We start from the raw sequence: 15,727 nt of genomic DNA, 5'->3' as shown, positions 1-15,727 counted from the left end.
AGAAAGAAAGTGTTATATTTTTCTTTTTACCAGCAACACTTCCATCTCTTTTCCTATAATTTCGACTTCTTCCTCAGCTTCTATTTCTTCTTCGGACCTGGCTTTCCAGTACTCTCCCTTATAGCGGACAAAACCCGGGTTTTTCGGGCCTATAGGGTCTATTGTCCGGGCAATATCTCCGATAATGGCTCCGATAACTGGCTTTTTCTTCCTCGTTTCGGCGACTTTATATATTGCAAAGACCAGAAAAATTCCGAAAACAATTGTAGGAGTAACAATTGTCAGGATCATAAGTCTTCTGAACTCCGGTGTGTAAATATTCTCACTTCCCAGCGGCACAAGGAAGATGCTTCCTATCACCAGGCAGATAATTCCGGCAAGCCCGAATATCCCGAACCCGGGGGAATTAAGTTCCAGGAGAAGGAGCCCTATTCCGACGATTATCAGGAAAAATGCTGCTATGTTAATGTCAAAGCCGGTGCCTATTAGCCCGAGCACAATTGCAATAACTCCGAAAAGTTCGGCTCCGGCTCCGGGGTTTGAAATCCCGAAGATGATCCCGTAAAGCCCTATTGTCAGAAGAAGGGAGGATAGAATTGGGTTTGAAATGAGTGTCAGGAAAGAAAGGGGAAGAGGAGGTTTGTAGATCTCTATTGTTGCATTTGCGGTATGCAATTCTTTACCTTTTACAATTTCCCCATCAACCTGGTTCAGCAAATTCGGAATGGAAACGGCTATGTATTCAATTACTCCTTCTCCCAGGGCTTCTTCGGCGTTCAGGTTTCGGTTCTTGGTAATTACTTCTTCTGCAAAAGTTTCATTTCTCCCGTGTTTTCTTGCCGTTTCAGTCGAGAATTTAACGAGAGCATTTATTGTTTTCTCATCCTCTACAGGTATTGTACCTTCAGCGGACACCTTCACCGGCTGGGCCGACCCTATTACTGTAAAGGGAGCCATTGCGGCAATATCGGTTCCCATAAGGATAAGGGTTCCTGCAGACCAGGCTTTTCCGCTCTCAGGCACATACCCAATCACAGGCATGGTCGTGTTCTCTATTGCCTTTATGATTATTTGAGTCTCTTCCAGCCCTCCTCCGGGGGTGTCCAGGGTAATTACGAGAGCTTCATAGTTCCCGCTCTCCGCGCTTTGTATCGCGTCAGCTATCAAATTATCGGAAGCCGGGGTAATAGCTCCGCTTATTTCAAGCACAAGCACTCTATCTTCGGCTGCTGCCCCCGCTGGAGGTGCAAGAAAAGCCGTGAGGGTCATGCAGATACAAAAAATAAAGAGAGAGCGGGAAACCCATTTCATTTGCATAATTAATGATCCTTTCTTGCCTTTACATTCTTTTCGGCTCTTTATCTGGCTTTAATCTTCCTTTCCGGATAGGGGTTGAGCCTTCCCGGACACTGCCTGAGAAAGGGCTGCTATGTTTCCGATTTCAAGAGACTTTCCGGTTTCCAGGGGCTGAGATTCTGTAACCACGATAAGGTTTTTCTCCCTGGCAATCTCTGCAAATGTCTGCAGTTCTCTTAACTTGATGGCAGTCGGAAGCCCCTGGTAAAGAGTTGCAGCATCTTTCATCTTTTCAGCAGCCTGATATTCTCCTTCGGCAAGGATAATCCTGGCACGTTTTTCTCTTTCGGCTTCAGCCTGTTTTGCAATTGCCCTTTTCATGGTCTCGGGAAGGGCTACATCCCGGATAGTCACCCCGGTAACCTTGATTCCCCAGGGGTCGGTATACGCATCCAGTAGCTCCTGAATCTGCTTATTGATGTTCTCTCTTTCCGAAAGTAGCTCATCCAGTTCCATCTGGCCCAGCACATCTCTAAGTGTAGTCTGGGAAAGGGTCGAAGTTGCGAACATGTAGTTTTCAACCTGTGTAATTGCGGCCCCTGGCTCCACGACCTTATAATAGACAACGGCATCCACTTCAACTGTGACGTTGTCCCTTGTGATAACAGCCTGCTTGGGGACATCGATTGCAACAACTCTCAGGTCTATTTTCAAAGCCCTATCAACGAAAGGAATAATAAGGAAAAGTCCGGGGCCCTTTACGCCACTAAGACGACCTAGCCTGAATATAACAACTCGTTCGTACTCATTAACCATTTTTATGGATTGTGAGAATATTAATATTACAACTATTAATACAGGAAGCAATAATTCAACCATAGTAACCATATTTTGTGCCCTCCTATACATTAACTTGAAATTTGGTTTAATAATAATTGTTCTTTATTGGGAACTTTTACTAAAAAAACTTCTGTAAAATAAATAAAGTAAACAGTCATAAGTTAAAATTTTTATATTCTGTCGTCTATCTAAAATATCTATGAATATATATAAGCTCTCACTCCAGACCTTCACTCTGATTTTTCTATGGGCTGCAGTCCCTGCCTTCGACTCTCTAATTAATCAGAATGTGCCGGGAAGCGCCTCAAAAATCTGAAGTTCTGGATATCTGTAAACACTATGCAAAATAACCTGCTGACAAATACTTATATCTGGCATACAGAAGATATTGGACTGAAATACGGGAAATATGCAAACGGATACCGAGTTAGATAGGCGCTGATTTCGAGTCGTTTAAGGTCATACCGTTATAAGTAGACTGAAAGGTTAGTTAAAAACATAATCTCCTGTGAGTTTAAAGCGAACTTTTTAACCCCATAAAATCGTGAGAGTAAGAAAACGCAGGTTCGGAAGAACCACTGGTGTTGATATTAATGAGTAAGGAATGTCCAGACTGCCACGGGCGTGGCTATGAGGTTATTTCAACTGAAGTCTGCCCTTTGTGTAAGGGAAAAGGCAAGTCAAAGTCAGTTGATTTCATGAAAATTTCAGAAAAAGATATTGACAGTTTTTTGAAAAATGGTGCAGTATGTGAGAAATGCAAAGGAAAGGGGAGTATTGAAGTTACCAGACCCTGTGAAGCCTGCGAAGGGCTTGGAAAAATCTATACATGTAAAATCTGTGGAGTAAGAATTCATGATCCGCAGGAAGCAGAAGACGAGATCTGCAGTTCCTGTGCACGTTCCCAGCACGTTTACGCTCTGGATGAATCCTGCGACCTTAAAGATGTGGAAGCAGGAAAACTTTATCACGGCATAGTGAGCAGCATCGCTTCTTTCGGGGTCTTTGTGGACCTGAACCCTCACATAAGAGGGCTTATGCATTCCAGTAACGTTGGGGTCCCGCCAGAAGTAGGGGACGCCGTAATCGTCCTGGTGAAAAGTATCAAAGCCGGGGGAAAACTGGACCTTATCCCGAAGACGCTTACAAAGTACGATACCATCGAGCTTGAAAAAGAGCTACCACTTAAGAATTCCTCCGAAATAGATACCAGCATGAAGGGCAGGCTCATCCGGATAGAAGGAGAGGTAATCCAGGTTAAGCAGACAAGCGGCCCTACCATTTTCACCATCAGCGATGAAGGAGGCTTTATTCCCTGTGCGGCTTTCGAGAGTGCCGGGAAGCGGTCCTATCCCCACATTGATGTAGGGATGATCGTATCGATTACCGGAGAGGTGACCCCGAGGGATGAGCAGGTCCAGATTGAAGTCATGAGCATGAAACTTCTGACCGGAGAAAAGGAAGCTGCCGTCAAGTTCAGGGTTGAGAAGGTGATTGAGGAGAAAGCAGCGCCTGCTGATATTCCTTTCCTGGTCGAAAGTGCCGTTATGGAGAGACTCAAACCCAGAATGCTCCATGTCGCCAAGGAAATCAAAAAGGCAATATTCCATTCAACCCCTATTATCCTCAGGCACCATGCCGATGCTGACGGGATCACTTCAGCAATTGCTATCGAAAGGGCAATCCTTCCCTTGATTACGGAAATAGGCGGGGCAGATGCGGAATACTATTTCTACAAACGGGCTCCTTCCAAAGCTCCTTTTTATGAGCTTGCGGACGTTACAAGGGATATTTCCTTTGCACTTGAGGATTATGCCAGGCACGGGCAGAAGATGCCTCTCGTGATCCTGGTGGACAATGGCTCAACCGAAGAAGATGTACCCTCAATGCGGCAGGCAAGGGTCTATGGCATCGATATGCTTGTCGTTGACCACCATCACCCTGACGACATCGTTGACCAGTACCTTATAGGGCATGCAAACCCTGCTCACGTAGGAGGCGACTTCGGGGTTACTGCAGGTATGCTCTGCGCGGAAATCGCCCGGATGATCAATCCCGGTATCAGCGATACCATAAAGCACCTCCCGGCTGTTTCGGCAGTAGGGGACCGTTCTGAGGCGCCTGAGGCCGGAAGGTATATCTCGCTCGTCTCGGACCGTTATACCCTTGAGGAATTAAAAGATATGGCCCTTGCTCTTGATTATGAACAGTTCTGGCTTAAATTCAGCAGTGGAAAAGGGCTTATTGACGATATCCTGGACCTGGGAGACCATAAAGTCCATAATAATCTGGTCTCTCTGCTTTGCGAACAGGCAAATACCATGATAAAGGAGCAGCTTGAGACATGCCTCTTTAATGTCAAGTCCCAGAAACTGGCAAACGGCGCTATCATGAATGTGATAGATGTCGAAAACTATGCCCAGAAGTTTACCTTCCCTCCACCGGGAAAGACCTCAGGGGAAGTGCATGATGTACTTGTTAAAAGAAATCCCGATAAGCCAGTTGTTACAATTGGCTACGGCCCGGACTTTGCTGTCATCCGCTCAAAAGGCGTATTAATGAACATCCCCCGGATTGTGAGAGAGCTCCGCGAGGAAATGAAAGGGGCCGGAGTCAGCGGCGGTGGCCACCTCGTTGTGGGCAGTATTAAATTTGTAGAAGGAATGAGGACCGAGGTGTTATCCCGGCTTGCCGAAAAGATAGCATCTACGGAAGTTGAGCATTAAACAGGCTTTCATAAAGCCTCTTTTTTCCTTCTCTCTTCCTTAATTTCTTTCCGGCTTTTACCTTCTCTTTTCTTTTAATGGAATCTAGCCGCAGGCCGGTTAAAGTTTACAGCATTATTCTTTGAGTAAAGTTTGCAGCATTATTCTTTGAGTTCAGATGCAGAATTGAAAAACCGGAAGGTCAAGAGTGTCCGAATTCATGTCTTTGGTCATATTCCAGGCCATATCCCGGATCAAATCTCCCTAACGTCCCAGGTCATGTCTAAAATCCATAGAAAAAGAGTCACCTTTCATTTAGTAAGTTCAAATTTCCCCAGTTGCATTCCCGGCGCCTCGTCTGGACGGATAAAAAAGCCATGCCTTTCGTAGAACTGGGCCTTTCCGGGAGCTGCAAATAACCAGACCCTCCCGATATTTGATTCCTGGCACTTTTTAACTAACCGTGTTAAGATCTCAGTGCCGATTCCCATGTTCTGGCGGTCTGGCATTACTATTATGTCACAAATCAGCGCGTATAGGGTGCCGTCAGAAAGCAAACGCCCGACACCTGCAATGTTCCCGTCCTGATATGCTGTTATCCAGTACCAGGTGTTCTCAAAGACCTTCTTCAGATCATTCTCGGAAATTTTCAGAATTTGCACCCAGCCCGTGCTCGAGAACAATTGGGAATACTCTTGCAAGGTGGGAGGTTTTTCTTTGTATGCTATTTCGGAAGGAATCATGTCTTTCATCCATTACCCCATTACTCTTAACACTGTTTTATCCCGTGAATTTTCGATGCCCAGAGCTCATTCATTCTGGACCTTTTAAAAGAGGTAAATTTTGGGAAAGCTTTCTTCTGGAAAAACTTTCCGCATAAATTAAATTGTTTCTGCTTTCGGTCTTTGTTTTATCTATCAGTCCACGCGCACGATTCTTACCAGGGACTGGATTGGGACATTGGCAATTGTATCTGCGCCTTTTTTGTCCACGAGAACAGCTACAACTCTGGGTTTTGCGCCCATTTCCCGTAGCTGCTCAATTACTTCCATTGTAGTGGAACCGGTTGTAATAACGTCGTCCACGATTACACAGTTCTTGCCTGCAACGCTTCCGAAGTTTCTGCTGATGGTCCCTTTCTGGCCTGGCTGGACAACGTCCTGTCCTTTCCGGGAATGATAGAGGGCAAAGTCTGCTCCGAGTTCATTTGCCATCATGCTTGCCAGGGGTATTCCGCTTGCGGCAACGCCGACTACCACATCTACCTCGGCGTTTGTCTTTTCGAGGGTCTCAAGCACCATGTCGCAGAGTGCAAGCGAGATATAGTGAAGCCTTGTAGCGCTTTTCCCTATACTGCTCCAGTTTACGGATATGTCTTTCGGAGCGGGGACTGCTACTTCTTTTTTTGAGCGGGTTAAAAGCCATGTAACCGTTTCTCTTGAGACGTTAAGTTCGTCGGCAATCTGGCCGGTGACAAGTCCATTGTTCTGCAGTTCCACAGCTTTCTGAATCAGATCTTCTATATTCTTCATGCCTCCATTCCCACCTGAAATTTTTTTGTCTGGCGGTATTTCCGGCCGATTTTGCAGTTCTTCTCACGAATACTGCCTGGAATTACTGCCTGAAAAATTTTAATTCAAGGTTATCTTTTCTCAGTTAAAGACATTATTACACTATCAAGCGTTATATCTTTTTCTTCAGCTTTCCTGATGACTCTTGCTTTTAAGTCTTTTTTTTCTCTTTTTTTTCAGAGGCGAACCGCAAATCGGGCATTCGTCCCCTTTCTCAAAGGTCTTTTTACAGCCAATACACTGTTTTTGCCAGATAAGTACGTCCTTTATCTTTTTCTGGGCAATCGGTTTAACCTGAATTCCCAGCTGTACGGCAACATTCTGGACTGCATAATCATCCGTGAGCAATATTGCCGTCTCCCTGTGCTCAAACGCTTTTGCAAGAATTTCCAGGTCTGTTTTTGAAAGCTCTTCCGAGTCCCGGGTCTGTTCAGCTTTTTCTCGAACCTGTTTTACCATTTCCGGTTCTGGCCATTCTACCCTCAGCCCTCCCTCTTTTGCAAGGTCAAAACGGAGCACGGCGTCCCTGCTTTTTAACTCTTCCACAACCGAAGGGACGGTAATAAGCAGCGAACTGTCCACGTTGCAGTTTCCCATTATAAAGACTGCCGAATCTGCTATGTAAGAGGTCATTTTCCTTCTCTTCTCTCTTTTGGTATAATAATCCATTGTTGCCCGAGTTTCGCTTCGGGAGCACGAGGTCTGTTTCACTCGCTTCGCTCGCTCAAGCAGACTAAATTATGGATTTTAGCAGTGAGTTTCATTCAAAGGACTACACTATATGGGTACTTAATTCTACTTAAGAAGGGCTTGCGATGATTTATTCAATCTATCTTATAGTCCAGCGCGAACCTTTTCTTTTAATTTGTGCATGGCTTTCCACGGTGGCGGAGGCTCGCGTGGTCAGGTTTGAGAGTTATTTTCGGAACTAAAACAGATTGGTTAGATCCTCTGAAAAATCGGTTGTAAGGGCATTTATTAAGGAAAAAGGAAGAAATAAAATAGTTCTCAAATATGACACGGCAAACAATTGTGTTTGTTATGTCATATCTGATCAAGACTCGCCCCATAAAGACTTGCTCTATAATTAGGGGCTTGGGGCATGGAGGAATTTCTGTCTGAATTAAATCTGAGGATTTTGAGTTAATTAGGGCAGATTTCTCGGAGTCCGGCTGCCAGGTCAGGGAGGAGGCCGATTGGGATGCCCATTGTCATTTCTTCATCTGAAATCTCGGTGTATGCCCTGCTGCCACTGCAGCCTACTGTAACTCCTATTTCGCCTTGTTTAGCCTGCACCACACCGTCGGAACAGAGGCTCTGTTTGCCTGCGAAACTTACTTCAAGCCTGCCTCCGGTTTTGTACATGTAAGCCTGGGTGAGCAGCATTATCTGCTTAGGGTTGCATATGACCACTACAACATCCGGCATGAATGTAGTCTTCTCAAGGGGGGAATACAGGACAGCCTCTGTAGTATCTGGAGCCAGGGTCGGCACCATATCAATAGTGAGCTTTGCAGCTTCCTGGGTTCTGAACTGCTTTAAGCCTTTATAATAAAATTCTCCGCTTGCGACTTTCGGAGGCAGTGCTCCAAGGCCCATAACACCTGCTCCGCCTTTGCACATCTGGTCCTCTCCCAGAGCGTATAATTCCTCTCCGCTTCTTCTTACCCGATCCATGAACTGGCAGTGTCTCATAGCTTCATCCGCTTTCTTAATCCCTTCAGGAATTTCTTCTCCTTTTGGAACCAGTTTTACTGCAACCGGGGAAGTTTCGAGTTTAAGGCATTCGACCATTTCCTGTCCGATGTCGTTGATTTCTTTTAAGTCCATCTTTATCACTCCAGGTATGAGTTTTCATTAAGTTTGATTGAAGGAAGTAAATTGAAGGAAACTAATGTTGCTTAAGGGAAGCAAACTAAGGGAGGCAAATTGAAGGAAGTAAAAAGATCTGATCTCTCTTTTATATATGTTTGTTTGTTAAGTTTTGACTAAATTATACACAACCCAATTTGATATAAATATTCTCGAGTTCGGATCATTAAAGGGATTTTCTTGCAGTACTCTTTATTTTTTGGAAAGTTTCGTTTTTTCAACATCCTGCCTCAAACAAAAAAAGTGAATTAAGAAGTATTAGAAAATATTCACTCAAGTTTGTCAAAAATAATCTCCATTTTTCCCATTTCCCTTGCAAGATTTTTCGAAATCATGCCGTTTTCGAGCCAGCAGGCATTCATTACTGCAGCCGGGACGAGGCAGGTTGGAGTGAGAGGAGCTTCAGCCATTTTCTGGGCAAGCATAGTTTCAGGGCCGCCCATAAGGTCTTTCATGCCCATATCGAAGTGCGTGCCCCATTTCCTGAGTTTTTCGCAGGTGGTTTTTATATGTACGTTCGTGTTTTTGCCTTCTTTTGTGGCAATAATTTTTGTTGTGTGTCCACATACGGTATTGAGTGAAAGTTCCGTAACCATTGTTTATTTCTCCTGTAATCTGGATGCTCGTCCGGAATTTGAGGGCTTTCAATGTACTGTTGGAGATGAGATTCTCATTTTGTCTTTATCTTGACCTGTTCTCATCTTTCATTTTTATTAAATTCTGCATATATATTTTTCTATACTCTGCTTATTGTATCCTTTTTTTTGCGGGGACTTTCCATTCTTCAGATGCTTCTTTTTCAATCACGGCTTCCTTTATTCAGGGGGTGTCCCGAAGTAAAGGATTTTCTGGCGGCATGATCGCAAAGTTCTTATACATCTCTATTCGTATTGCTAAGTCCATAGCAAATATGCTAATTAGGGTACTCCTGTTAATACATTAATATATTAGCAGAGCAATTAAGCTACTGATAGGTATACTTATGCCCTGAAAAGGATCACCAGATCAGGATCACCAGGATTACAGGATATTTACTCTCCGGACCATTTAAGGTTCCTTCAAAACCAGCTTAAGTAGCACTAAAAGTAACGTTAAATCCAAATCTTGGCTTAAATTTCAATACAATAATGAGGTTTTAATAATGAGATGGCAAGGCAGCTCCAGAAGAAAAGCTACCGGCGGGAAAGTCATTGCTGCCCGCGGAAAGCGCAAGTTTGAAATGGGCCGCGAATCTGCGGACACCCGTATCAGCGAAGTAAAAAGAAAGAACGTTCATACTATGGGTGGCAACAGAAAAATAAGGCTTCTCCAGTCCGACATTGCAAACGTGACCAATCCTAAGGACGGAAAGACCGTTACCGCACCCATTGAGACCGTGATTGATAACACTGCAAACAAACACTATGTCAGGCGTAACATTTTGACAAAAGGTTCCGTTATAAGAACTTCCATGGGCACTGCCAGAGTTACAAGCAGACCCGGACAGGACGGAGTTGTAAACGCTGTATTAATTGAGTAATTGAAGAGAGCCCTGACCCCCGTATCAGGGGTTCTGTGCCAATTTTCCCTAAACTTTGTGCCGGTGATCAGCATGGACGAAATGATTCGACATATACTGGAAATTCTTGAGAATGATGCCCGAGCAAGTCCGGAAGAAATTGCAGCCCTGACAGGAATGTCTGCACAGGAAATTTCCCAGACTATCGCAAAGCTTGAAGAGACAGGAGTTATCCGGCACTACAAGACCATAGTTGATTGGGACCTGATCGGGGAAAACTACGTTTACGCCGTAATTGAGCTGAAGGTCACTCTCGAGCGTAACCAGGGCTATCAGGCAATTGCAGAAAGGATCTATAAGTTCCCGGAAGTCAGGTCTGTCAGGCTTCTGTCCGGGGACTACGACATCTCTCTTACCGTCAGGGGGAAGTCGATGAAGGATGTGGCTTTTTTTGTGGCAGAAAAAATCGCCACCCTTGATCAGGTTCAGAGCACGTCCACGCATTTCGTGCTGAAAACCTATAAAGAAGACGGGGTAATTCTCCACGAACCGGAGTCAATTAAGAGGCTCCCGGTCTCGTTTTAATATGGAAACGTTTAAGGTCTGATCCACCTTATCCCGTTTTACATCTATCCAACTCATATAGTTTTTTATAGGGGTGTTTGCTTGAGACCTCCATGCGATCCTTCAAAATTCGTTGCGGAAGCTGTAAAGAGTATCCCTCCATCAGGAATACGCCGTTTTTTTGATCTGGTTTCCGGACTTGAGGATATAATCTCTCTTGGTGTAGGAGAGCCTGATTTCATTACTCCCTGGCATATCCGTGAGATGTGTATCCACTCTCTCGAAAAAGGGCAGACTTCATATACCTCAAATTACGGACTTCCGGAACTCAGAGACGAACTTGCAAGAACCTATTACAAACGCTACGGTCTGGACTATGACCCGGCATCCGAAATCCTGGTTACCACGGGAGTAAGCGAAGCTCTTGATATAGCAGTTAGGGCTGTGGTCAATCCCGGAGACGAGGTAATCGTGGTTCAGCCCTCCTATGTGGCATACGTCCCTTCAGTTATTCTGGCAGGAGGCAAACCTGTTATTGTTTCTACTCACAGGGAAGACGATTTCAGTCTTACTGCAGAAGCCCTGAAACCTGCAATCACCAGCAAAACGAAGGCGATCATCCTGAATTTCCCCAACAATCCTACAGGCGCAATTATGGAACAGGAGGGGATGGAGGATATCGCTGACCTTGTTGTCGAGAACGATTTATTTGTGATCTCCGACGAGGTTTATGAATGCCTGACTTACGAAGGCACCCATGTTCCGTTCTCATCTCTCGAAGGTATGAAGGACCGGACTGTCATGCTGAACGGCTTTTCCAAGGCTTATGCCATGACAGGGCTAAGACTCGGTTTTGCAATGGGTGCTCCTGATATAATCCATTCAATGATGATGATCCATCAGTACTCCATGCTCTGTGCTCCCATTACTGCCCAGGTAGGGGCAATCGAAGCCCTCCGCAATGGTAAAGAGGAAATGGAGCGGATGGTCCGGGAATATGATCGGCGCAGGCGTTTTATCGTAAGAGGCTTCAACAGCATAGGACTTGAATGCTGCAATCCCAAAGGTGCTTTTTATGCTTTCCCTTATGTGGGAGGTACAGGCCTTTCATCTTCTGATTTTGCAGAGAGTCTTCTGGAAGTAAAGAGGGTTGTTACAATTCCCGGAGATGTGTTTGGAGAAGCAGGTGAAGGTTTCCTGCGGTGCGCTTATGCGGCGTCTCTGGATGACATCAGAAAAGCAATCGAGAGAATGGGAGATTTTGTAGAAGGATTAAAACAGTGAATTCGGCCGAATCTTTATTCGGTCTATTTTTTCTGGTAGTCAATTGTGATGGGTTGAAATATAACGCTGAAAGAGGCGCTGAATACAAAAATCCGTCTGCGAAAGAATGTGGGATCACCGATCCAAAGTGGACACTGTGAAATGTTCTAACATTTAAGTTTTTTCACACCAATCATATCTCATTGGATGATCTATTCGTTCTAAAACAAAATGAAGTGTTATAAAGCTTTAAATTTACTTTTTCGTATTATTTCAAGCCTTTTTAATGAAGTATTTTAATCCGTTCCTTTTTTTCAGTTGTTTTTCTGATTACGTACATTTTCGGGTCAAAATCATCTAATACTGGCCATCAATTCTTTATAAAACAAAATAAAGTGTTATAAAGCTTTAAATTTCTTTTTTCGTGTCATTTAACATCTTTTGCTATAAGTATCTTAATATATTCCATCGTTTTTTTATCATGTGCATTCCCGGATCAAAAATAAGCCTCATAAAAGGAATAAAGTGAAATTGTAATTCAATCTTGAAGGCAATAGAATCCTTTTCTGTTGTTTTAATGTTGTTGACTTTTAATTCCTGCAGGACTGCAGTTTCTACAACATATGACCGGACCTGTTGTGAGGTGAAGCCTGTTGAGAATATGTACCAGGGAAAACTACAATGGATACTGGAGCTCGGAATGCCTTAGAGAAGGAACATGCAGCCTGCTCTATGTCGAGGACGACTTCTACTGTCTGCAGAGAAGAGGCCGGGACCAGACCTGTCCTTACCCAGGTTTAGTTAAAATCCTTTGTTTGACACCTCACAGACGTTTTAAGTTTGAACTGATCGTTGAAGAGCACATAATATTCACTCAATCGTACGAAAATACATCTCCCTTTAAAATCGGAAGGTTTAAAGAAATATTGTATTTTCATTGCCAGCGAGAATTGGATTTAATATCTCTTATCTTTGGAAATTATGGTTGAATGGATACTATGGAGGAATTCTATAACGAGGTTTAAATCAAGTATTGGGATGATCTCTAATGAAAACTTTAAAAAATTATTTTACCGTATTTACTCTTGCATTTTTTTGTTTTATGTTAAGTGACCCTACTGCTCTGGCATCAAACATCGTAATTGACGACGATGCTCAACCGGCGGTTTCCGGTCTTTATCTGACATCTGATTATAAGAACGACGCCGCTTGCATTCAGGCGGCGCTAGATAACTCAAAAAGCGGAGATACCATAACTATTCGCGAAGGGGACTACTATATAACACAACAAATATCTCAAAAAGATAAGAGTCTGAACATAGTAGGCGAAGGGGAAGTTACTCTTCATCTTCAAACTGCCGAAAGTCAGAGTAGTACAATTTTTTTCACCGGGTCAATGATCACAAACGAACCTCTCTCTGCTGACGCTCAAAAAGGTTCATCTCAGATTACTCTAACCGATGCTTCACAGGTTCGCCAGAATGACCTGATAAAGATTTGGAAAAATGTTCAATGGTGTCCTTTGGACTACCCGGACCAAATGACAGGAGAAATATATGCAGTACAAAGCGTGAATGAAAACGTTATCACTTTAAATCAGCCGCTTTTGAGAGACTACAAATTGAGTGAGACAGTTCAGGTTGAAGTATACAGACCCATTGAGATACATATTAAAAATATAAGAATACAAGATAGTGGTGCTACAACATCTCATCATGGTCTGGCCCTGAGGTATTGTAAAGATAGTTCTGTTACGGACTCATGGTTCAAAGACAGTGGATTGGCTGCTCTCTCCTTCTACTCCTGTTTTAACGTGGATGCTAAAAATAACGAAATATACAATTCAATTCTTCCGGGGAGCGGATATGGTATAAACGTAGCTAGTGGATCGGCTTTTGTTAACATTGAAAATAATCGCATAGAAAACTGCAGACATGCTATAACAGGCAATACGAATGAACGCAAGACTTTAAATCGAGATATCTATATTGCGAGCAATATCCTGATAGGGGCAAATACTAACGGTGCTAATGTTATCGATGCTCATCCTGTTACTATTAGCTATGTAGTAACTAAAAATAAAATATACCCGCAGCTTCCTTACTTCTTTGCGTTTCTTGACGGAGCTCAATATTCAGAGTTCACAGAGAATGAAGTTTATGGTGGATACGGGGCAGTCGCAAGAAGTGGCAGTGTAAACGACGGAACCCATGTAATAAAAGATAATATTATGAATGGAATTTCTGGATGTACTTATCAAGGAGGCGAAAATGGGATTGGCAATACGCTTACGATTATGAATAATGTTCAAAAAGGTGGGGCATATGGAGTTATTTTCCCAAACTATGAGAGTTTCAAGAATATAGAAATAAGCGGGAATATATTCAGCGATCTCTCGAAGAAGGGAATGTATCAGGAGTTCCATATAAACGGAGTAAACTTGGAGATTTCTGATAATACTTTCAAAAATATCAGAGAAGAAGGAATATATCTCGACGGAAATTCTCACACTAACGGTAATGTCGAAATACAAAATAACATCTTAATAAATGTATATCCTTCTAGACCAGGTTCAGAAATCACAATCATAAATGTTCAAAATGCTTTAGTAAGCGGAAACCAGATATTAGAAGAAGGTGCTTCAGTTAGTATAGGAGAAGTCGTTTCTGAATCAATGCCTTCCCCTGAAACTGAAGAAGTTATTTCTGAATCAGTGTCTACCCCTGAAATTGAAGAAGTCGTTTCTGAATCAGTGCCTTCATCTGAAACTGAAGAAGTTGTAACTGAAGCATTACCGGAGCCTGAAACAGAGGAAGTCGTGACTGAAGAAGAAACTGAAGAAGAAACTGAAGAAGAAACTGAAGAAGAAACTGAAGAAGAAACTGAAGAAGAAACTGAAGAAGAAACTGAAGAAGAATCAGTGTCTGAATCCTCGCCTTCGAGTTCAAACTCCTGCATAAGAATATGCAGCTTTTCAAAAACTAAAGTAATTCCTGTTCTTGAAAAGGAAAATGTAGTCGTGTCTAAATCATCGTCTTCATGTTCAAGCTCCTGCGCAAACACATGTATCCTTTCAGAAAAATCTGTGACTAAAGCAGTAGTGTCTGCATCTGAAACTGAAGATGAAACTGAAGACGAAACTGAAGAAAAATCCTCGTCTTCATGTTCAAGCTCCTGCACGAACACATGCAGCCCTTCAGAAAAATCTGTGACTAAAGCAGTAGTGTCTGCATCTGAAACTGAAGAAGCTAAAGAAGAAACTGAAGAAGAAACTGAAGATGAAACTGAAGATGAAACTGAAGATGAAACTGAAGAAGAATCCTCGTCTTCATGTTCAAGCTCCTGCACGAACACATGCAGCCTTTCAGAAAAATCTGTGACTAAAGCAGTAGTGTCTGCATCTGAAACTGAAGAAGCTGAAGATGAAACTGAAGAAAAAACTGAAGAAGAATCATCGTCTTCATGTTCAAACTCCTGCACAAACACATGCAGCCTTTCAGAAAAATCTGTGACTAAAGCAGCAGTGCCTGCGTCTGAAACTGAAGAAGCTGAAGATGAAACTGAAGAAAAAACTGAAGAAAAAACTGAAGAAAAAACTGAAGAAGAATCATCGTCTTCATGTTCAAGCTCCTGCACAAGCACATGCAGCCTTTCAGAAAAATCTTTGAGTGAATCAGTGTCTTCCCCTAAAACCGGAGAGATGACTGAAACTGAAGAGATGACTGAAACTGAAGAGATGACTGAAACTGAAGAGATGACTGAAACTGAAGAGATGACTGAAACTGAAGAGATGACTGAAACTGAAGAGATGACTGAAACCGGAGAGATGACTGAAACTGAAGAGATGACTGAAACCGGAGAGATGACTGAAACTGAAGAGATGACTGAAACCGGAGAGATGACTGAAACTGAAGACGAAGACGATGTAGACGAAAACGAAGACGAATTTGACGAAGGCGATGTAGACGAAAACGAAGAAAATGAAGACAAAGAAACTGAAGAGATGACCGAAACTAAAGATGAAGAAACTGAAGGAGAATCTTTGAGTGAATCAGTGTCTTCCCCTGAAACTGAAAAGATGACTGAAACTGAAGACAAAACCGAAGAGAAATAAATTT

At 43.1% G+C, this 15,727-nt stretch carries 12 protein-coding genes; 5 read left to right on the top strand and 7 right to left on the bottom strand.

The features are described 5' to 3' along the window. Nucleotides 1–12 precede the first annotated feature (12 nt). Together ACSAZL_RS16205 and ACSAZL_RS16200 are read right to left on the bottom strand one after the other, a co-directional pair. A complete protein-coding gene (locus ACSAZL_RS16205; RefSeq protein WP_440945638.1) occupies nt 13–1,317 on the bottom strand; it encodes an NfeD family protein in 1,305 nt (434 codons plus the stop codon). Nucleotides 1,318–1,368: 51 nt separating this feature from the next. After that, nucleotides 1,369–2,184 carry a slipin family protein gene (locus tag ACSAZL_RS16200; RefSeq protein WP_440945637.1) on the bottom strand — a complete coding sequence of 272 codons (816 nt, stop codon included), beginning with the start codon at nt 2,182–2,184 and terminating at the stop codon, nt 1,369–1,371. A gap of 545 nt (nt 2,185–2,729) precedes the next feature. Here ACSAZL_RS16200 and ACSAZL_RS16195 point away from each other — a divergent pair. Next, complete coding sequence (locus ACSAZL_RS16195; protein WP_440945636.1) at nt 2,730–4,862, top strand: OB-fold nucleic acid binding domain-containing protein; 2,133 nt, start codon at nt 2,730–2,732, stop codon at nt 4,860–4,862. Between the two features lie 290 nt (nt 4,863–5,152). Here ACSAZL_RS16195 and ACSAZL_RS16190 read toward each other — a convergent pair whose 3' ends face one another. The 5 genes from ACSAZL_RS16190 to ACSAZL_RS16170 form a co-directional block, all read right to left on the bottom strand. Then, nucleotides 5,153–5,593: a GNAT family N-acetyltransferase gene (locus ACSAZL_RS16190; protein WP_440945635.1), complete on the bottom strand. Its 441-nt coding sequence runs from the start codon at nt 5,591–5,593 to the stop codon at nt 5,153–5,155. 165 nt (nt 5,594–5,758) lie between these two features. Then, nucleotides 5,759–6,373: an orotate phosphoribosyltransferase-like protein gene (locus ACSAZL_RS16185; protein ID WP_048170317.1), complete on the bottom strand. Its 615-nt coding sequence runs from the start codon at nt 6,371–6,373 to the stop codon at nt 5,759–5,761. A 165-nt stretch (nt 6,374–6,538) separates the two neighbouring features. Then, on the bottom strand, nt 6,539–7,045 hold the full coding sequence (locus tag ACSAZL_RS16180) for an NOB1 family endonuclease (protein ID WP_440945634.1): 507 nt from the start codon (nt 7,043–7,045) through the stop codon (nt 6,539–6,541). Between the two features lie 510 nt (nt 7,046–7,555). Next, complete coding sequence (locus ACSAZL_RS16175) at nt 7,556–8,242, bottom strand: DUF169 domain-containing protein (RefSeq protein WP_440945633.1); 687 nt, start codon at nt 8,240–8,242, stop codon at nt 7,556–7,558. Between the two features lie 311 nt (nt 8,243–8,553). Next, a complete protein-coding gene (locus ACSAZL_RS16170) occupies nt 8,554–8,880 on the bottom strand; it encodes a DUF6951 family protein (protein ID WP_440945632.1) in 327 nt (108 codons plus the stop codon). 545 nt (nt 8,881–9,425) lie between these two features. On the opposite strand from ACSAZL_RS16170, the gene ACSAZL_RS16165 reads away from it, so the two are divergent. The 4 genes from ACSAZL_RS16165 to ACSAZL_RS16150 all read left to right on the top strand — a co-directional run bounded on the left by ACSAZL_RS16165 (nt 9,426) and on the right by ACSAZL_RS16150 (nt 15,723). Then, nucleotides 9,426–9,803, top strand: a complete 378-nt coding sequence (locus ACSAZL_RS16165) for a 30S ribosomal protein S8e (protein ID WP_440945631.1) — start codon at nt 9,426–9,428, stop codon at nt 9,801–9,803. Between the two features lie 72 nt (nt 9,804–9,875). After that, nucleotides 9,876–10,367, top strand: coding sequence for an Lrp/AsnC family transcriptional regulator (locus ACSAZL_RS16160; RefSeq protein ID WP_011020962.1), 492 nt, complete (start codon nt 9,876–9,878; stop codon nt 10,365–10,367). A gap of 81 nt (nt 10,368–10,448) precedes the next feature. Next, on the top strand, nt 10,449–11,630 hold the full coding sequence (locus tag ACSAZL_RS16155) for an aminotransferase class I/II-fold pyridoxal phosphate-dependent enzyme (protein ID WP_440945630.1): 1,182 nt from the start codon (nt 10,449–10,451) through the stop codon (nt 11,628–11,630). A gap of 1,027 nt (nt 11,631–12,657) precedes the next feature. Beyond that, on the top strand, nt 12,658–15,723 hold the full coding sequence (locus ACSAZL_RS16150; protein ID WP_440945629.1) for a hypothetical protein: 3,066 nt from the start codon (nt 12,658–12,660) through the stop codon (nt 15,721–15,723). Nucleotides 15,724–15,727 lie beyond the last annotated feature (4 nt).

The sequence above is a fragment of the Methanosarcina mangrovi genome, from assembly GCF_052057765.1.
Classification (GTDB): domain Archaea; phylum Halobacteriota; class Methanosarcinia; order Methanosarcinales; family Methanosarcinaceae; genus Methanosarcina.
This window is presented reverse-complemented; position numbering and strand designations above follow the sequence as displayed.